The following is a 17,390-nucleotide window of genomic DNA, read 5'->3' on the forward strand; positions in this document are numbered from 1 at the left end:
CCGTATCCAAGTTCCGCGTCTCTCCCCCACAATCTACGCAAGACGCACGACGGGGGACCTTCGATGAGCAGATCGCGGCGCAGGCCGTACGCAGAGCAGCGCCCGCAGGACCTCGGCGGCGGGGTGTGCAGCGTGCCGGTGCCGATCCCCGGCAACCCGCTGGGCTACACGCTGGTGTACGCCCTGGAATCGCCCAAGGGGCCCGTCCTGGTGGACGCCGGGTGGAATCACCCGGACGCCTGGGCGGCGCTCAGCGGCGGGCTGGCCGGCCTCGGGATCGACGTGGCGTCGGTCAGGGGCGTGGTCGTCACCCACTTCCACCCCGACCACGCCGGGCTGGCCGGGCAGGTGCGGCAGGAGTCGGGCGCCTGGATCGCGATGCACGAGGCGGACGCGGCGCTGGTCGAGCTCATGCACGGCCTGTCCGACGACGCCCACCGGGACTTCCAGTCGGACATGCTGAAACTGGCGGGCGCGGGCGCCGACGAGATCGCGGCGGTGCACGCGGGCCCGGCCAGACCCGCGACCGAGCCCGCCGGCAACCCTCCCGCAGACCCGACCGGCGACGGCCCGGCGAACGGCACCCCGCGCGAGACGGAGAGAGTCGGCGGCCGGGAGTCGAGGAGTGCTGCGCCGCAGGGGAGGCAGGTGCCGGCGATGCCCGATCTGCGGCTGCGGGACGGGGATCTGATCGACCTGCCGGGCAGGAAACTGCGGGCGGTGCACACGCCCGGACACACCCCCGGGCACATCTGCCTGCACCTGGAGGACGCCGACCGGCTGTTCACCGGCGACCATGTGCTCCCCGACATCACCCCACACGTCGGCATCTATCCCTACGACCGGACCGATGTGGACCCATTGGGTGATTTCCTGGAGTCGCTCGGCCGGGTGGGCGAGCTCGGCATGCTCGACGCCCTCCCCGCCCATGAGTGGATATTTCCCGATGTAGCAGCACGGACGGCAGAGATCCGCCACCATCACGAGGAGAAGCTCGAACGGCTGCACGCCCAACTGTCCGAGCGCGCCGAACCGCCGACCATTTGGGAGACCGCCGCCATGATGACCTGGAACAGGCCCTGGGCAGATCTGCCGCCCGTGCTGCGCGGTATGGCGGCCGGCGAGGCCGCGGCCCATCTGCGCACCCTGGAGGCCCGCGGCGCGGTTCGCCGCCTGTCCGGCGACGGCCCGGTGCGCTTCAAAGCCATAGAATCCTAGACGTCCGATGTCTAGGGAGAAGAGCGTGGCGGTCACCGACGCGGCCATCGACAAGATCAAGCAGATGATCCTCTCCGGCGAGCTGACCCCCGGCGACCGGCTGCCGAAGGAGTCCGACCTGGCCGAGCGGCTCGGCCTGTCACGCAACTCGCTGCGCGAGGCCGTACGCGCCCTCGCCCTGATCAACGTGCTCGACGTACGCCAGGGCGACGGCACCTACGTCACCAGTCTGGAGCCGCGCCTGCTGCTCGACACCATGTCGTTCGTGCTGGACCTGCACCGCGACGACACCGTTCTGCAGTTCTTCGAGGTGCGCCGCATCCTGGAGCCCGCCGCCACCGCGATGGCCGCCGAGCAGATGACCGAGCCGGAGATCGAGGAGCTGCGCGCGATCCTGGAGGCGCTGCCCCCCGATCCCACGATCGAGGAGCTCGTCGCCAACGACCTGGAGTTCCACCGGCGGATCGCGGTGGGGTCCGGCAACAGCGTGCTCTGCTCGTTCATCGAGAGCCTGTCGGGCCCGACCACCCGGGCCCGGATCTGGCGCGGCCTGACGCAGGAAGGCGCGATGCGGAAGACGCGGGAGCAGCACGCCGCGATCTACGAGGCCATCGCCACCCGCCAGGCCGACGTGGCCCGGTCCTGGGCCACGGTGCACATCGCGGGCGTGGAGGCGTGGCTGCGCAAGGTGCTTCCCTAGGGGGTGGCCCCGAGGTCGATGGCGTTGGGGTCGGGCAGGTCGCGGGGCAGGTTCTTGGCGTCTTCCCAGTCGATGACCTCGTCGGCGGCCGGCGGCGGGATGATCTGCCAGCGTCCCCAGTCGGAGTAACGGGTGTCGACCCGCTCCAGCACCGCGCCCTTGACCGAGAGCGTCTTGGCCGTCAAGCGCTTGATCAGGCCGTTGCCGTCGGTCCAGAGCCGCCATTCGATCTTGGTCTTGGCGTTCTTCTTCGAGGTCACGCCCTCCTGGTCGGCGGCGTAGTAGCTCTTGGCCGCCTTGCTCAGCTCGGCGTAGGTCACGTCACCGCGGTAGAAGAATCCACCCGAGACGGGCTTTGCGGTCGCGCCCTTCAGGGTGACCTTGAGAACGGCCGGATCGAACACGTTGATCGTCTGCTCGGTGATCAGGGACTCGGGCTCGATCTTGAGCTTCTCGCCGTACTTCAGGCCCATCCAGTTCTTGCCCTCGGGCAGTGACTCGCCGGCCAGATAGTAGGTGTCGTCGGCGACGATGAGCCGGGCCTCCGGCTCGATGTCGTTGAGCCGGTCGTCGTTGTAGACGTTCCACCCGGTGATGTACGCCGCCAAGGGGCCGCCGGTCCCGAGCTGCACCTGCCCATGGCGTCGCACCCTTACCTCGCCCGAGCCGCTGCGGGAGATCTCGGTGAAGTCGACGCCGCGCTCGGCGCGGAACTGCTTCTTGAGCGCCTGCACGGGGTCCGGAGCGGCGGTCTGCGCGACGGCGGCGCTCGGCGCCCACGCGAACAGCGCGGCGGTCGCCATGACCATCCAACGTCTCATGGGAGTCTTCATCCTCATCGGGGGCTGGGGGAGAGATCATTTTCGCACGCCATTACGGGGTAGTACGCCCATATGGCTGACAAACTCACGAAATATCGGAGCAAACGCGACGCCAGCCGTACCCCCGAGCCCGTCCCCCAGACACCCCCGGAGCCGCAGGGCGGGGACGCCTTCGTCATCCAGGAGCACCACGCCCGCTCCCTGCACTGGGACCTGCGCCTGGAGCACGACGGCGTGCTCGCCTCCTGGGCCATCCCCAAGGGCCTCCCCGACGACCCCGGCACCAACCACCTGGCCGTGCACACCGAGGACCACCCCATGGAGTACCTCACCTTCCACGGCGAGATCCCCCAGGGCGAGTACGGCGGCGGCGCGATGACCATCTGGGACCAGGGCACGTACGAGCTGGAGAAATGGTCCGACCGGGAGGTCAAGGTCGTCCTGCGCGGCTCGCGGGCCGGCGGTCGTTTCGTGCTCTTCCAGACCAACGGCAAGAACTGGATGATCCACCGGATGGACCCCCCGGCCCGCGACCCGCTGCCGGACCTGTCCCCCATGCTCCCCGCCGAACGCGCCCGCCCGCCCCGCGACCAGGCGGCCTACGCCTACGAGTTCGCCTGGGGCGGACGCCGCCTCCTGGTCCCCATCGAGGGCGGCCGCACCACCACCGCCCGCGAGCATCCCTGGCTGCGCGCGCTCGCGGAGTCGTTCGGCAGCAGGACCGCCCTGCTGGACGGCGAGCTCGCCACCCTCTCGGGCGCGGAGGTGCTGGTCTTCTACGACCTGCTGTACGACGACGGCCGCTCCCTGGTGGACCAGCCCTACACCGTACGCCGGGCCGCCCTGGAAGCGCTGAACCTGTCGACCTCCCACTGGCAGACGGCCCCGTCGTGGCCCGGCCAGGCCGACCCCGTCCGCCAGGCGGCCAAGCAACAGGGCCTGCCGGGAGTGGTGGCCAAACGCCTCGACTCGCCATACGAACCAGGCGAGTCGACGGCGTGGCTCTTCATCCCCTCCTGAGCGACCGATCCACCACGAGACCGGCGACCAGACCACCACATCGGCGGCGACCAATGCGTCAGCATGGTAGCGACCATTGCGTCAGAGTTCCTACGTCCGAACAACCACGTAGCACCCGTCCACATCACCACTCACCATGCGTCTGAACCACCACAGCAGAGGACTCGTCCATGCCATGCTTAGCTCATGGTGAGCACTCCTCTGGGCAGGGTGGTTAGGCGACATGCCACACGTGCCGTGACAGAAGCCCTGGCAGACACCCGGGTGGTCTTGGTGAACGGTGCCCGCCAGAGCGGCAAGAGCACGCTCGTCAAGCAGATCACGAGCGAGAGGTCCGCTGAATGGCGGGATCTGGATATGAGCTTCGTCCGCCAGTCCGCGATGGCGGATCCGGATGGTTTCGTGGACTTCTCCCCGATCATGGTCATCGACGAGATTCAACGAGTACCCGAGTTGTTGCTCGCCATCAAGGCTCGGGTGGACGCTGACCCACAGCCGGGTCAATACCTATTGACAGGTTCCTCCCGCCTCCTGGCGTTGCGCACGCTGCCGGACACACTCGTCGGGCGGATGGAGACCATAGAACTCTGGCCCTTTTCCCAAGGAGAGATCGACAACACGTCTGACGGGTTCGTTGATTCCATCTTCGATCAGGGTGCCGCGCTGCAGCACAACTCCACCGTGACACGCAGCGAGTACGCGGACAGGATCGTGCGTGGCGGCTTCCCCGAATCCGTGGCTCGGGCGAGCGACCGCAGACGGCAGCACTTCTTGAGCTCCTACGTGGGCGATCTGATCAGCCGGGACATGACAGCGCTTCTCGAAGTCGAGCGGGTGGCGGAGATGCGTACGCTCATCCGTCTACTCGCCGCTCGTTCTGGCCAGCTTCTCGTCGGCCAAGCCCTCGGGAGAGAGGCGGGGCTATCAGCTACCACGACCTCGCGCTACCTGAATCTTCTTGAGGAAGTCTTCCTGATCAAACGCATCCCGGCCTGGTCCAGGAATCTGGGCAATCGCGCGATCCGGACTTCCAAGATGGCGTTCGTCGACTCAGGGGTCGCGGCGCATCTGCTCGGCGCTGACGCTCGAGGCCTCATCCGCCCTGGCGGACCTTTCGGACCGCTCCTGGAGGGATTCGTCCTTATGGAGCTCGCACGTCAGCTGACCTGGGCCGACGAGCAGGTGGACCTCTTTCACTACCGCACCAAGGACCAGGTGGAGGTAGACGCGGTCCTGGAGAACAGACGGGGCCAGGTCGTCGGCATCGAGGTGAAAGCGTCCTCCACTGTCCGGGCGGACGATTTCAGAGGGTTGCGGCATCTTGCCGACCGCCTCGGGGAGGACTTCCTCGCCGGGATCGTGCTCCATACCGGCACACTGACCCTGCCTTTCGGCGACAGGATGCGGGCCATGCCGGTGAGCGCGCTGTGGGAGGTCGGGTAGGCGATACTCGGGCAATGCACATTACCGAAATATCCCCTGACCAGGCCGGGCTGCTCGACTTGCAGCACGCGGCGTACAGAGTGGAAGCGCAGATCATCGGGGACGACCGGATCCCACCCCTGCACGAGACGCCGGCCGACCTGCTGGCCCTGCCGCTCACCTGGCTGGGCGCCTTCGATGACGAGGAGCGGCTGGTCGGCGCGGTGGCGTGGGCGCGGACCTCCGACGAGGTGGACCTCGACCGGTTGATCGTGCACCCCGGCGCGCATCGGCAGGGGATCGGGCGGACGCTGGTCAAGGAGGTCATGGCCAGGGCGGAGGGGCGCGGGATCGTGGTGTCCACGGGCCGCGGCAACGCTCCCGCGCGGGCGCTCTACGAAGGGCTCGGGTTCACGTTGCAGGGCGAGGCCGAGCCGGTGCCCGGACTGTGGATCGTGCGCTACGCCTGCTGAAGGAGACCTTCGGCGCGCAGGTCCCGCCATAGGACGTCCGGCACCGGGCGCCGGCGCAGGGCGAAGTTCGTACGGATCTCCTCAGGGGTGCGGGCGCCCAGGACGACGGCGGCGACCGCCGGGTGGCGCAGCGGGAAGGCCATCGCCGCCTGGGGCAGCCGTACGCCGTGCCGCTCGCAGATCGCGGCGACCCGCCGGGCGCGCTCGACGAGCGCGGGCGGGGCGGGGGCGTAGTCGAAGGTGCCCGAGGGCTCGGGGGTGGCCAGCAGGCCGCTGTTGAAGACGCCCGCCGCCAGCACCCGCACGCCCCGCTCGGCGCAGGCGGCCAGCAGGGGCAGGCCCGACTGGTCGAGCAGGGTGTAGCGGCCGGCCAGCATGACCACGTCGATGTCGGTCTCCTGGACGAACCGCAGCGGCGCCTGCCACTGGTTCATGCCGACCCCGATCGCCTTGACCACACCCTGCGCGCGCAGCTCGGCCAGCGCCGGATAGGCCTCGGCGATCGCCTGGTCGACGTGCGCGTCGGGGTCGTGGATGAGGACGAGGTCCACCTGGGGCAGGCCGAGCCGCTCCAGGGACTCCTCCAGGGAGCGGCGCACGCCGTCGCGCGAGAAGTCCCAGACGCGCTCGTACGTGGCGGGCACGTCGAAGCCCTCGTCGTCGCGTCCGCCCCGCGACGAGGGCACCAGCAGGCGGCCGACCTTGGTGGACAGCACGTAGCCGGAGCGGCCGGCGAGCGCCGCGCCGAGGCGGCGTTCTGACAGGCCGAGTCCGTAGTGCGGCGCGGTGTCGAACAGCCGGACGCCGCCCTCCCAGGCCACGTCGATGGTGGCCCGCGCCTGCTCGTCGGTCACCGCCCGGAAGAGGCCGCCGATCGGCGCGGTGCCGAGCCCGTGGCGGGGCAGCTCGATCACATCAGCTCCTGGAGTCGTCCGAAGTCGGGGGCCGGAGGCGGAGCCCCTGCATGCCGCCGTCCACGGCCAGCGCGGTCCCGGTGGTGGCGCCCGCTTCCGGGCCGGCCAGATAGGCGATCGCCGTCGCCACCTCGTCGGCGCTCACCAGACGGCCCATGGGCTGCCGGGCGTTCAGCGCCGCCCGCTCCGCCTCGGGGTCGTCGGCCGCGTCGAGGAGCCGCCCGACCCACGGGGTGTCCGTGGTGCCCGGGTTCACGCAGTTGACCCGGATGCCCTCGCGTACATGATCCGCCGCCATCGCGAGCGTGAGCGACTGCACCGCGCCCTTGGTCGCGCTGTAGAGAGCGCGGCCGGGCAGGCCCGCCGTGGCGGCCACCGAGCACGTGTTGACGATCGCCGCGTGCTCGGACCTTCTCAGGTACGGGAGCGCCGCGCGGCTCACCCGGACCATGCCGAGGACGTTGACGTCGAACACCGTGCGCCACTCGTCGTCGTCGTTGTCCTCGACGGTGCCCTGGGCTCCGACGCCGGCGTTGTTGATCAGGATGTCGATGCCGCCGAGCCGCTCGGCCGCCTCCGCGACGGCCTGCCGTACCTGCGCGTCGTCCCGCACGTCCACCGCGATGCCGACGAACGGCTCGCCGGGCGGGTGCAGGTCGAGGCAGGCGACCCGCATCCCCCGCCCGGCGAGCAGGGTGGCGGTGGCCAGGCCGATGCCCGAACCGCCGCCGGTCACGATGGCTTTGAGGCTCATCTCCAGACCTCTCCGCCGGGGTAGGTGTGGGCGGTGATCGACGCGGCGTGCATCTCGGCGCTGAACCCCGGGGCCGTGGGCGCCCGGTAGCGGCCGTGGTCGATCACCACCGGGTCGGCGAAGTGCTCGTGCAGGTGGTCCACGTACTCGATCACGCGGTCGTCCATCGCGGCGCTGACGGCCACGTAGTCGAACATCGCCAGGTGCTGCACCAGCTCGCACAGCCCGACGCCGCCCGCGTGCGGGCAGACCGGGACGCCGAACTTGGCGGCGAGCAGCAGGATCGCGATGTTCTCGTTGACGCCGCCGACGCGGGCGGCGTCGAGTTGCAGGTACGACAGCGCACCGGCCTGCAGGAGCTGCTTGAACACGATCCGGTTCTGGACGTGTTCGCCGGTGGCGACCGGGATGGGCCTGATGCCCTCGGCGATGGCGGCGTGGCCGAGCACGTCGTCGGGGCTGGTGGGCTCCTCGACCCAGTGCGGGCGGAACTCGGCGAGCGCGCGCACCCACGCGATGGCCGAGCCGACGTCCCAGCGCTGGTTGGCGTCGATCGCGATGGGGTAATCGGGGCCGCAGACCTCGCGGGCCACCGTGAGGCGGCGGATGTCGTCGGCCAGGTCGGCGCCGACCTTGAGCTTGATCTGGCCGAAGCCCTGCTCCAGAGCCTCCTGGCAGAGGCGGCGCAGCTTGTCGTCGTCGTACCCGAGCCAGCCGGGGGAGGTGGCGTAGGCGGGATACCCATCGGCCATAAGCCGATTTATCCGCTCTTCCTTACCGCTTTCCGCATTTTTCAGGATTTGGAGGGCTTGGTCCGGGGTCAGCGCGTCGCTCAGGTACCGGAAGTCGACGAGGCCGACGATCTCCTCCGGCGACATCTCGGACAGCAGCCGCCAGACCGGCTTGCCCGCCCGCTTGGCCTTCAGGTCCCACAGGGCGTTGACCACGGCGGAGATCGCCATGTGCATGACGCCCTTCTCCGGCCCGAGCCACCGCAGCTGCGAGTCGTGGACCAGCTCCTTGTAGAGCCCGCCCAGGTCCTCGACGTCCCGGCCGAGCACGTACGACTCCAGCGCGCCGATCGCGGCCGTCTGCACGTCGTTGCCCCGCCCGATGGTGAACGCGAACCCGTGCCCGGCGAACCCGTCGTCGGTCGTCAGCACCACGTAGGCCGCGGAGTAATCAGGGTCGGGGTTCATCGCGTCGGACCCGTCGAGCTCACGCGAGGTGGGAAAGCGCACGTCGTGCGTCCGCATCCCCACGATCTCGTACGCCCGCGCGCCGTGCTCTGTCATGCCTGGCCCACGCTCTGCCGCTGTCTCCCGAGCCCGCCGATCTCCAGCTCGACCACGTCACCGGCGCGCAGATAGGGCTGACCGGGCATGCCCATGGCGACTCCGGCGGGGGTGCCGGTGTTGATCACGTCGCCCGGCTCCAGCACCATGAACCGGCTCAGATAGCGTACGACCTCGGCCACGTCGAAGATCATGTTCTTGGTGTCGCCGTTCTGGCGCAGCTCGCCGTTGACCCACAGGCGCAGCGGCAGGGCCTGCGGGTCGCCCACCTCGTCGGCGGTCACCAGCCAGGGGCCCATCGGGTTGAACGTCTCGCACGACTTGCCCTTGTCCCACTGGCCGCCGCGCTCAAGCTGGAACTCCCGCTCGGACACATCGTTGGCCACCGCGTACCCGGCCACGGCGTCGAGCGCCTCCTCCCGGGACTCCAGGTAGCGGGCCCGCTTGCCGATGACGACCGCGAGCTCGACCTCCCAGTCGGTCTTCACGCTGTCACGCGGCACGAGCACCTCGTCGTACGGCCCGACCAGGGTGTTGCTCGCCTTCATGAACACCACGGGCTCGGCCGGCACGTCGGCGCCGGATTCGGCGGCGTGGTCGCTGTAGTTGAGCCCGATGCACACGATCTTGCCCGGCCGCGCGATCGGCGCGCCGATCCGCAGGCCCTCGGCGTCGATGACGGGCAGCGCGTCGCGTTCGAGCGCCTCGCGCACCCGAGCCACGCCCCCGGATGCCAGGAACGCCCCGTCGATCTCCGGCTCTCCGATGTCGCGCAGGTCACCGGCGTCGTCCATGACCACCGGCCGCTCCTGGCCGACGGCTCCTACTCGCAGCAGCTTCACAACGCATCCTTCGTCAGACATCGGATGTCTCTTCCTCCCGATGCTGGTGGGGAGGCTGCGGGCATGTCAAGGGGGTACGCATGGGTTCGCGTTCCTCCTTGACGGTCGTACAGTGCCGTAATAGAACACGTTGCAATACCAAAAACCAAGCGCTTGATCAAGAGGGTGAATCCGGGTGCACATCGACCTCGTAGACCAGGACAACTACGCCGCCGCGGGACCGCCGCACCAGCAACTCGCCTGGCTCCGCGCCAACGACCCCGTCCACCGGCACCCTGGCGAGCCGGATTTCTGGGCGGTCACCCGCTACGAGGACGTGGTGCACGTCTCCCGGCACTCCGAGTTGTTCTCCTCCTCCAGGAAGCTGGCGCTCTTCGCGGAGATGCCGGAAGAGCAGATCGCGATGCAGCGGATGATGATGCTCAACCAGGATCCGCCGGAGCACACCCGGCGCCGCTCGCTGGTCAACCGGGGCTTCACCCCGCGCACGATCGGCGCCCTCGAACAGCACATCCGCGACATCACCGACGACCTCCTGGACAAGTGCGGCAGCGAGGCCGACTTCGTCACCGAGGTGGCGGCGCCCCTGCCGCTGTACGTGATCTGCGAGCTCCTCGGCGCCCCGGTGACCGACCGCGACAAGATCTTCGCCTGGTCCAACCGCATGATCGGCGCCCAGGACCCGGACTACGCGGACTCCCCGGAGGAGGGCAGCTCCGCCGCCATGGAGGTCTACGCCTACGCCAACGAACTCGCCGTCCAGCGCAAGGCCAACCCCCGCGACGACATCGTCAGCAAGCTCCTCCAGTCCGACGAAGCGGGCCAGACACTCGACGAGACCGAGTTCGACCTCTTCGTCCTGCTGCTCGTCGTGGCGGGCAACGAGACCACCCGCAACGCGGCCTCGGGCGGCATGCTCGCCCTCTTCGAGCACCCCGACCAGTGGGCCCGCCTGGTGGCCGACCCCGGACTCGCCGCCACGGCCTCCGACGAGATCGTCCGATGGGTCTCCCCCGTCAACCTCTTCCGCCGCACCTCCACCACCGACCAGATCCTCGGCGGACAGGAGATCAAGGAGAACGACAAGGTCGTCGTCTTCTACTCCTCCGCCAACCGCGACACCAGCGTCTTCCCGGACGCCGAGGTCTTCGACATCGGCCGCTCCCCCAACGCCCACATCGGCTTCGGCGGCGGCGGCGCCCACTTCTGCCTCGGCAACCACCTCGCCAAGCTCGAACTCCGCGTCCTGTTCGAGCAACTCGCCCGCCGCTACCCCAAGCTCTGCCAGACCGGCGAGGCCCGCCGCCTGCGCTCCCACTTCATCAACGGCATCAAGGAACTCCCGGTCAAGCTGCACTAGGGCCTGCTGCGAAAGTACTGGTCGCCGTTCAAGGCGCGATCAGCCGGGTCGTTAGGCCATGGTTTGGGCTGGGAGCAATCGGCTGCGGAGGAGTGCCGTTGAGTAAGACAGTGCCGGTGATCTCCGATGGCGCGATGTTCTGGGCCTATGACGTGGCACTCGGGGTTCTCTTCATCGAAGCGGCGCGAGTCGGTGCGGAGACGCCGGCGGACCTCCGGCCCTCGTGGTGGCCGGAGTTGGAGCAGGGTCTCCGCACACACGCGTTGGCGGGCAGCGGTTCCGCCGTCCTGCTGGACGACTTCAGCGAGGATCGGCGACAGGTGCTCCTGCACTGTGTCGTGGAGGCTGCTCGCCGGATCGAGGCCCGCGGCGGCGTGGACCGGGCCGAAGTCTCGACCTGGCCCGAGCTGGAGGAGAGTGCGACCAGCTTCCTGCGCGGTGCGGAGCACATCGACGCGGCTCCGCTTGTCGAGCTGGCAGCGGCTCTGGTCGATCTGGCTGCCGGCACCCTCCCTCCCGCTCCGGCCGAGCGGCACTGGTACTACGGAACTCCAGGGGGCCGGACCGTGCAAGGCGGATAGGAACGCGCTGGTCACGGCCATTCGTTGATGGCGGCGACCAGCACGGTCACGTGGTGGCACGCTTCAACAGGGGTCCGGCCGGATTCCGCGTCTTGTTCCGGGTCCGGCTACGGACTGACCATTCAGGTGAACGCGGACCGGATGACCTGCCCGGCCATGGGCGTGCGGTCGAGCTCCGCCTTGACGTCCGCGAGGGTCTGGGCGGCCAGCGCCTCGTAGTAAGCCTGCTCCGCGCGGCGCATGGCCGTCTTGACGGGGCATGGACCGTCCGGTGGCGGGGAGAGCTCGCCGATCTTGCCGCAGCAACGGATCTCGGTGCAGTGGAAGAGGTACGCGTCACCTTCGATGGCTTCGACCACGTCGAGGAGTGTGATCTCACCGAGCGGCCTGGCCAGGCGGAAGCCGCCACGCGGCCCGGGAACGGAGGTCAGGAGCCCCGCCCTGACGAGTTGCTGCAACTGCTTGATCAGGTAGGGGGCCGGCAGGCCGTGAGCCTCGGCGAGCTGACCGCTGCCCACCGGGCCGCCACCGATCATGTCCAGGTTGAGGAGCGTGTGAAGGGCCCACTCGACGCCCTTGGCCATTCTCATGATGTGGACATCCTATGTCCGGAACCGAGCTGCCGCCTAATCTTGACATTTAATATCCAGGATATATAACGTCCAGGATGTACGGCGGACCACGGTCGACGAGCCGGGAATCGGTCCTGGCGGCGACGTCCGTACGCACGTCAAAGGGGAGAAAGCATGAAGGACATCCTGGTCATCGGTGGCGGTTTCGCCGGCGTGTGGAGCGCGGCAGGAGCCGTTCGCGCCGCGCGCGCGGCCGGAAGCCCCGGGGACGAGCTGCGCGTGACCCTGGTCAGCGGCGGCGACGACCTGGTCATCCGTCCGCGCCTGTACGAGGACGACCCCGAGACCATGCGGGTGCCTCTGGACCGTGTCCTCGGCCCGATCGGGGTGCGCCGCCTCACAGCGACGGTGACCGATATCGACACCGAAGCCCGTACCGTCCGCGCGGTCGGACGGGACGGCACCGGCCTGACCCTGTCCTACGACAAGCTCGTGCTGGCGACCGGCAGTCAGCTGGTACGCCCCACCTTCCCCGGCGCGGGGGACGTCTTCGACATCGACACCCTGCCCGCGGCGGCCGCGCTCGACCACCACCTGCGGCGCCTGCCACAGCGGGAGCCCTCCGACGGCCGGTACACGGCCGTCATCGTGGGCGCCGGCTTCACCGGCCTGGAGATCGCCACCGTCCTGGGTGAGCGCCTGCGGGCGATCGCCGACGGGCAGGGCGCCGGTGAGACAGTGCGGATCGTCCTGGTCGACCGCGCCGACGTCCTCGGCCCGGAGCTCGGCCCAGGACCTCGCCCGCACATCGACGGCGCGATCGACCAGCTGAAGATCGAACGACGTCTGGGCTCCACCGTGTCGTCGGCGACCCCCGAGAAGGTCGTTCTCTCGGACGGCGAGGTCATCCCGGCGGCGACCGTCATCTGGACGGCCGGCATGGCCGCGAGCCCGCTCACAGCCAAGATCCCGGGAGAACGCGACCAACTGGGCAGGCTGACCGTCGACAGGTACATGCGGGTGATCGGAGTCCCCGACGTGTACGCGGCCGGCGACACGGCGGTGGCCGCCGCCGAGGACGGGCACTACACGATCCAGAGCTGCCAGCACGCCCAGCCGATGGGCAAGTGCGCCGGATACAACGTGGCAGCCGGACTCCTCGAGACCGACCTCCTGCCTTTCACCGCTGACCCCTACAGCAACGCCCTGGACCTGGGGTCCGCCGGCGCCGTTCTCACGAACGGCTGGGAGCGTACGGTCACGGCGACCGGCCCTGAGGCCAAGACCATGAAGCAGGACATCAACACGAAGTGGATCTACCCGGCGGTCGACGACCCGGAGCAGATCCTCGCTCAGGCGAGCCGCCTCCTCAACGGCTGACCTCCTGCCGGGCTATCCGGCGCGCTGACGCCCGCCGGGAGTATGCCCGTAGGCGCGGCGGAACACGCTGACGGAACAACCGGGCCAAGGTACGCGCGCTGGAGCGACAGGACCGAGCGAGGTCTTCGAGATCGAAGGTCGTGGACAAGTTCTCCTCGACCAGCCTGCAGGCACCACTCGTTCCTCCTGGACCGGCGCGTCATAGCAGGAATCGAAAGAGCGGACTGGAGGCATCGATGCGTTCGATCCGGAGCGGGGCGGCCTCCATTCGCTTCAGCAGACCCGGCAGGTCGTCGGGGGCGGCCAGCTCGATACCGACCAGGGCGGGGCCGGTCTCGCGGTTGTTGTGCTTGACGTACTCGAACAGGGTGATGTCCTCGTTCGGGCCGAGCACCTCGTCGAGGAATCGGCGCAGCGCGCCCGGCTCCTGGGGAAACTCGATCAGGAAATAGTGCTTGCGCTCCTCGTGGATCAGGGCGCGTTCGACGACCTCGGCGTAACGGCTGACGTCATTGTTCCCGCCGGAAAGCACGCAGACCACTGTGGCGGAGTCCGGGATCTCCACCAGCCCGAGAGCGGAGCTGGCGAGCGCGCCGGCGGGCTCGGCGATGATGCCGTCGGTCTGGTAAAGGGCCAGCATCTCGCTGCACACCCGGCCTTCCGGCACTGCGACGAGCTCGACATCCGAGGCCGCGATGATCGGGAACGTGATGTCCCCGGCTCTGCGCACGGCTGCGCCGTCGACGAAGGTGTCGATCTCGCTCAGGGTGACGGGCTCCCCGGCGGCCAGTGCCGCGGCGACGCCGGCGGCGCCCTGAGGCTCGACGCCGATGACCCGAGTGCGCGGGTGCCGCCGGCCCAGCCACGCGAGGGAGCCGGCCAGCAGCCCGCCGCCGCCGACAGGCACCACCACCATGTCCGGGCTGGTGCCGAGCTGCTCCACCGCCTCACGGATGACGGTCCCCTGGCCGGCGATGGTCCGCGCATCGTCGAACGCCGGCACGATCGTCGCGCCGGTCGCGCGGGCATCGGCGGCCGCGGCGGCCGCCGCCTCGTCGTAGGTGTCGCCGCCCAGGACGGTTTCGATCATGCTGCCGCCCAGCGCCGCGATCCGGTCGCGCTTCTGGCGCGGCGTCGTGCGCGGCAGATACACCCGGCCGTGTACGCCGAGTGCCGAGCAGGCGTAGGCCACGCCCTGCGCATGATTGCCGGCACTGGCGGCGACCACCCCGGCCGCTCGCGCGATGCCGTCCAGTTGCGCGATCAGGTTGAACGCGCCACGCACCTTGTAGGAGCGCACGGTCTGCAGATCCTCGCGCTTGAGCCACACCTCGGCGCCCATCGCATCGGAGAGGCGCGTGTTGCGTTCGAGTGGCGTCGTCCGCACCACACCGGCCAAGCGCCCTGCGGCATCGTCCACGGCATCGGCGTCGACCGGAACGCCGCTCGTCGTCATCGCCGTGCCCCCGGCTCGATCGGCGCGATGGCCCAGCGACAGCGGCATCGAGCGTCCGGCGGCGGGGCAGAGACGAGCACAGGTTGCGGGATCACCATCTACCTAATAGCTGATCTGGGTAGGCGAGCCAAATTCGTCCCCTCCCGATGGCTGGATTTCCACAGAACTTGGCTCGGCGGCGGCTCTTCCCCGACCTCGCCCGGCGATCGCGTCACCGCTGTTCGGCAGTGGTACGGATGCCGAGGTTGGTTGTGGCGAGGTCGGGCGGAAGGCGCCGAGCCCGGAGCGGGGCCGGATGGACGTCCCCCTTCGCGAGAGCGAGCGATATCGGCCGACGTCCGAGACGAAGCCGACTGCCGTCCGTATACGCATCGTCCTCGGATCGGGCCCACCGAATCAGGCCAACCGGATCGCCCCCTGCCGAAATGCGCCCACGCCATAAGGCGGCATGCCCGTAGCCAGGGGTCGAAAGCACGTAGGTGACGGAGTCTGGAACGGAAGCGGCGGGCCGCTCGGACGCGGGACAGGACAACGCCGCCTCAAGAAGGACGCGCCCGTGGTCAGGGGTCGAAGGCGCGTAGGTGGCGAGGTCTGGGGCGGGAGCGGCGGGCGGCTCGGATGCGGGACAGGATGCGGATCATGCCGTCGGGGCCCGGCTGCCAGCCTCGCTCGATCAAGGCGTTGGCCACGTGCTCCAGGAAGTCGGCGGTGCGGGCGGGGATGACGTCGCGGCCGACCGCGATGACACGCCAGCCCAGCCGGTTGAGCTCCTGCCTGCGCAGGTCGTCGCGGCGCTGGTCGGCGGGGGCGGTGTGGTGGGCGCGGCCGTCGTACTCGACGGCCACCTTGTAAGGCTCCCAGCCGAGGTCCAGGTAGGCGAAACGGTCGCCGGGCAGGGTGACGCGGAGCTGCGCGGCGGGCCTGGGGAGGCCGCCGTCGATGAGGATGACGCGCAGCCAGCTCTCCCGTGGTGAGGCCGCACGGCGGTCGGCGAGCGCCAGGATGTCGTGGACGCGCCGGGAGGTCGTCGGGCGGTGCAGCAGGTCATCGACGTTCACGCCCCGGCTCAGGAACTGGTCGAGCACCGTCACCGCCTCCAGCCGGGGCAACCAGCGGGCGCAGTCGAAGGCCGTCCTGCCCGGTGTGGGGAGGCGGACCCCGGCGTGCTCGGTCACGTCGCCGCTGGGCACGTACATCACGTGGGTGAGGCAGCCGGGGATCGACAGATCGCCGGGCGCGATGATCTCGACGGGCCGGTCGGCGGCGGGAGTGGCACTGGTGAGGGGGTCCACACCCCAGATGTGCGCCGCCGTCCGGCGGCAGGCGACGGCCTGGGGGATCGCGCGGGTGACGCGGCGGGCGCGATCGATCAGCGGCGAGGCGGGGGTGTACACGCCGCCCAGGATGCGCGCCCGCCGCCACCGGCCGACCGTGCGAACGAGGTTCTGTGGAGAACATCGCGTTATCCACAGACAGGCGCCGCAAGAGGGCCGCTCTGCCGTACCGGCTTTTTCACAGCGTGGCGATGTGCTGTGCTGCCCCGTCGGGGCGCTGCCAGGCGCTCTTGAGCGTGCTCAGCCGCCACGGCGTCAGCCTCAGCACCGTGATGCTCTCGTCCCGATGGTCCGCCACGCTCAGGATGCGCGGATCGTACCCGAGCGGCTCCTCCGCGCCGGCGAACAGGTCCCACACCTTCCGCCGAGTCGCCTCATCACCGGCGAAGGCCGCCTCACACTCGGCGACCGCGACCTCCTGGGCCGGGTCCCAGTAGGAGCACGAGACGTACGGCGTACGCGCCAGATGGGCGACCTTGAGCGGAGTGGGCCGGGTGAACACCCATCCGACGAGCTCCCCGCCCGCCTCCTCCCAGTAGGGGTGCACCACACGCGAGCGCGGCCGGCCCCGGCTGTCCACGGTGACCAGCGTGCACCACACGATCCGATGGGCGACGCGGACGAACTCCGCACGCATGGCCGCCGGTGGTTCGCTAGATTTCACAACCATGGTTGTGAATCCTACTCCAGAATCCCTGGACCTCTCCTTGGTGAGTCTGTTCGCCGGCTGGGCGATGGCGGACGAGGTGCAGCGGCGGCTGGCCGCGGACGGCTTCGGCGAGCTGCGGTTCAACGACGGCGTGATCATCCAGCACGTGCTCGCGGCGCCCCTGTCGATCACCGCGCTGGCCGAGCGGATGGGCGTCACCCAGCAGGGCGCGTCGAAGGCCGTCGCCGACATGGAGCGCCGTGGCCTGCTCGCCCGAGAGCCGTCCCCCGACGACGCGCGTACCAGGCTGCTCCGCCTTACCCAGCACGGCGAGGCGGCGGTGCGCGCCGCCCGCGCCCACCGCGCCGCACTCGAAGCCGAGCTGACCGAGGAGTACGGCGCGGCCCGCGTCACCGACGCCCGCGCCCTGCTGTCCGCCATCCTCAGCCGCTTCGACCAGGACGACTCCATCCGCCACCGCAGAGTTCGCCCACCCGCCTGACCATCGCCCATCACCGCCCGCCGAACCACCCGGACGACAACCGCGACAAACAACAACACCAGGCGAAAAAACAGCCATCAGACAGGCGGCCCCACCA

The 17,390-nt window shown here is 69.6% G+C and carries 18 protein-coding genes; 9 read left to right on the plus strand and 9 right to left on the minus strand.

Translation table 11 applies throughout. The annotated features are described in order from the left end of the window. Positions 1–63 precede the first annotated feature (63 nt). Together ACTMTF_RS30205 and ACTMTF_RS30210 are read left to right on the plus strand one after the other, a co-directional pair. Positions 64–1,218: an MBL fold metallo-hydrolase gene (locus tag ACTMTF_RS30205; RefSeq protein ID WP_441113713.1), complete on the plus strand. Its 1,155-nt coding sequence runs from the start codon at positions 64–66 to the stop codon at positions 1,216–1,218. A gap of 25 nt (positions 1,219–1,243) precedes the next feature. Next, positions 1,244–1,918: a FadR/GntR family transcriptional regulator gene (locus ACTMTF_RS30210; RefSeq protein ID WP_397005225.1), complete on the plus strand. Its 675-nt coding sequence runs from the start codon at positions 1,244–1,246 to the stop codon at positions 1,916–1,918. Here the strand turns inward: ACTMTF_RS30210 and ACTMTF_RS30215 are convergent. Further along, the gene (locus ACTMTF_RS30215; protein WP_441113714.1) at positions 1,915–2,739 is read right to left on the minus strand and encodes a hypothetical protein; all 825 of its coding nucleotides are present in this window, start codon (positions 2,737–2,739) and stop codon (positions 1,915–1,917) included. The two genes, ACTMTF_RS30210 and ACTMTF_RS30215, sit on opposite strands and share 4 nt — an antisense overlap. Before the next feature lie 72 nt (positions 2,740–2,811). Here ACTMTF_RS30215 and ACTMTF_RS30220 point away from each other — a divergent pair, with 72 nt between their 5' ends. From ACTMTF_RS30220 to ACTMTF_RS30230, 3 genes are all read left to right on the plus strand, one after another. Beyond that, positions 2,812–3,759: a DNA polymerase ligase N-terminal domain-containing protein gene (locus ACTMTF_RS30220; protein WP_441113715.1), complete on the plus strand. Its 948-nt coding sequence runs from the start codon at positions 2,812–2,814 to the stop codon at positions 3,757–3,759. 237 nt (positions 3,760–3,996) lie between these two features. Then, a complete protein-coding gene (locus ACTMTF_RS30225; protein WP_441113716.1) occupies positions 3,997–5,202 on the plus strand; it encodes an ATP-binding protein in 1,206 nt (401 codons plus the stop codon). A gap of 14 nt (positions 5,203–5,216) precedes the next feature. Beyond that, positions 5,217–5,654 carry a GNAT family N-acetyltransferase gene (locus ACTMTF_RS30230; protein ID WP_441113717.1) on the plus strand — a complete coding sequence of 146 codons (438 nt, stop codon included), beginning with the start codon at positions 5,217–5,219 and terminating at the stop codon, positions 5,652–5,654. On the opposite strand, the gene ACTMTF_RS30235 is transcribed toward ACTMTF_RS30230, so the two are convergent. From ACTMTF_RS30235 to ACTMTF_RS30250, 4 genes are read right to left on the minus strand one after another with little or no spacing between them, the layout of a single operon-like run. After that, on the minus strand, positions 5,642–6,568 hold the full coding sequence (locus ACTMTF_RS30235) for an aldo/keto reductase (RefSeq protein ID WP_441113718.1): 927 nt from the start codon (positions 6,566–6,568) through the stop codon (positions 5,642–5,644). The genes ACTMTF_RS30230 and ACTMTF_RS30235 overlap by 13 nt on opposite strands. Position 6,569: 1 nt before the next feature. Continuing rightward, complete coding sequence (locus ACTMTF_RS30240; RefSeq protein ID WP_441113719.1) at positions 6,570–7,322, minus strand: SDR family NAD(P)-dependent oxidoreductase; 753 nt, start codon at positions 7,320–7,322, stop codon at positions 6,570–6,572. Beyond that, on the minus strand, positions 7,319–8,617 hold the full coding sequence (locus tag ACTMTF_RS30245) for an L-fuconate dehydratase (RefSeq protein ID WP_441113720.1): 1,299 nt from the start codon (positions 8,615–8,617) through the stop codon (positions 7,319–7,321). The genes ACTMTF_RS30240 and ACTMTF_RS30245 overlap by 4 nt, the downstream gene beginning before the upstream one ends. Continuing rightward, on the minus strand, positions 8,614–9,459 hold the full coding sequence (locus ACTMTF_RS30250) for a fumarylacetoacetate hydrolase family protein (RefSeq protein ID WP_441113721.1): 846 nt from the start codon (positions 9,457–9,459) through the stop codon (positions 8,614–8,616). The genes ACTMTF_RS30245 and ACTMTF_RS30250 overlap by 4 nt, the downstream gene beginning before the upstream one ends. Before the next feature lie 175 nt (positions 9,460–9,634). On the opposite strand from ACTMTF_RS30250, the gene ACTMTF_RS30255 reads away from it, so the two are divergent. Both ACTMTF_RS30255 and ACTMTF_RS30260 read left to right on the plus strand, forming a co-directional pair. Next, complete coding sequence (locus ACTMTF_RS30255; RefSeq protein WP_441113722.1) at positions 9,635–10,819, plus strand: cytochrome P450; 1,185 nt, start codon at positions 9,635–9,637, stop codon at positions 10,817–10,819. 98 nt (positions 10,820–10,917) lie between these two features. After that, positions 10,918–11,400, plus strand: coding sequence for a hypothetical protein (locus ACTMTF_RS30260; RefSeq protein ID WP_441113723.1), 483 nt, complete (start codon positions 10,918–10,920; stop codon positions 11,398–11,400). A gap of 122 nt (positions 11,401–11,522) precedes the next feature. On the opposite strand, the gene ACTMTF_RS30265 is transcribed toward ACTMTF_RS30260, so the two are convergent. Continuing rightward, a complete protein-coding gene (locus ACTMTF_RS30265; RefSeq protein ID WP_441113724.1) occupies positions 11,523–11,990 on the minus strand; it encodes an RrF2 family transcriptional regulator in 468 nt (155 codons plus the stop codon). Between the two features lie 156 nt (positions 11,991–12,146). Here ACTMTF_RS30265 and ACTMTF_RS30270 point away from each other — a divergent pair, with 156 nt between their 5' ends. Then, positions 12,147–13,352: an NAD(P)/FAD-dependent oxidoreductase gene (locus tag ACTMTF_RS30270; RefSeq protein ID WP_441113725.1), complete on the plus strand. Its 1,206-nt coding sequence runs from the start codon at positions 12,147–12,149 to the stop codon at positions 13,350–13,352. 199 nt (positions 13,353–13,551) lie between these two features. On the opposite strand, the gene ilvA is transcribed toward ACTMTF_RS30270, so the two are convergent. The 3 genes from ilvA to ACTMTF_RS30285 all read right to left on the minus strand — a co-directional run bounded on the left by ilvA (position 13,552) and on the right by ACTMTF_RS30285 (position 16,812). Further along, positions 13,552–14,856: a threonine ammonia-lyase IlvA gene (gene ilvA / locus ACTMTF_RS30275; protein WP_441113726.1), complete on the minus strand. Its 1,305-nt coding sequence runs from the start codon at positions 14,854–14,856 to the stop codon at positions 13,552–13,554. Between the two features lie 512 nt (positions 14,857–15,368). Beyond that, complete coding sequence (locus ACTMTF_RS30280) at positions 15,369–16,202, minus strand: DUF559 domain-containing protein (protein ID WP_441113727.1); 834 nt, start codon at positions 16,200–16,202, stop codon at positions 15,369–15,371. A 118-nt stretch (positions 16,203–16,320) separates the two neighbouring features. Then, complete coding sequence (locus ACTMTF_RS30285; protein ID WP_441113728.1) at positions 16,321–16,812, minus strand: pyridoxamine 5'-phosphate oxidase family protein; 492 nt, start codon at positions 16,810–16,812, stop codon at positions 16,321–16,323. Here ACTMTF_RS30285 and ACTMTF_RS30290 point away from each other — a divergent pair. Next, positions 16,811–17,293 (plus strand): MarR family winged helix-turn-helix transcriptional regulator, encoded by a 483-nt coding sequence (locus ACTMTF_RS30290; RefSeq protein ID WP_441113729.1) that lies wholly within the window; start codon positions 16,811–16,813, stop codon positions 17,291–17,293. The two genes, ACTMTF_RS30285 and ACTMTF_RS30290, sit on opposite strands and share 2 nt — an antisense overlap. Positions 17,294–17,390: the final 97 nt, after the last annotated feature.

Origin of the sequence: Nonomuraea sp. ZG12 (assembly GCF_052068115.1) — a bacterium.
In the GTDB taxonomy this organism is placed as follows: Bacteria; Actinomycetota; Actinomycetes; order Streptosporangiales; family Streptosporangiaceae; genus Nonomuraea.

Bases quoted from the DNA above. Each gene is read 5' to 3' on its own strand.
- ACTMTF_RS30215 (WP_441113714.1), bottom strand. From the start codon at position 2,739: ATGAGACGTTGGATGGTCATGGCGACCGCCGCGCTGTTCGCGTGGGCG.
- ACTMTF_RS30230 (WP_441113717.1), top strand. From the start codon at position 5,217: ATGCACATTACCGAAATATCCCCTGACCAGGCCGGGCTGCTCGACTTG.
- ACTMTF_RS30240 (WP_441113719.1), bottom strand. From the start codon at position 7,322: ATGAGCCTCAAAGCCATCGTGACCGGCGGCGGTTCGGGCATCGGCCTG.
- ACTMTF_RS30270 (WP_441113725.1), top strand. From the start codon at position 12,147: ATGAAGGACATCCTGGTCATCGGTGGCGGTTTCGCCGGCGTGTGGAGC.
- ilvA (WP_441113726.1), bottom strand. From the start codon at position 14,856: ATGCCGCTGTCGCTGGGCCATCGCGCCGATCGAGCCGGGGGCACGGCG.
- ACTMTF_RS30290 (WP_441113729.1), top strand. From the start codon at position 16,811: ATGGTTGTGAATCCTACTCCAGAATCCCTGGACCTCTCCTTGGTGAGT.
- ACTMTF_RS30245 (WP_441113720.1), bottom strand. From the start codon at position 8,617: ATGACAGAGCACGGCGCGCGGGCGTACGAGATCGTGGGGATGCGGACG.
- ACTMTF_RS30265 (WP_441113724.1), bottom strand. From the start codon at position 11,990: ATGAGAATGGCCAAGGGCGTCGAGTGGGCCCTTCACACGCTCCTCAAC.
- ACTMTF_RS30205 (WP_441113713.1), top strand. From the start codon at position 64: ATGAGCAGATCGCGGCGCAGGCCGTACGCAGAGCAGCGCCCGCAGGAC.
- ACTMTF_RS30220 (WP_441113715.1), top strand. From the start codon at position 2,812: ATGGCTGACAAACTCACGAAATATCGGAGCAAACGCGACGCCAGCCGT.
- ACTMTF_RS30285 (WP_441113728.1), bottom strand. From the start codon at position 16,812: ATGGTTGTGAAATCTAGCGAACCACCGGCGGCCATGCGTGCGGAGTTC.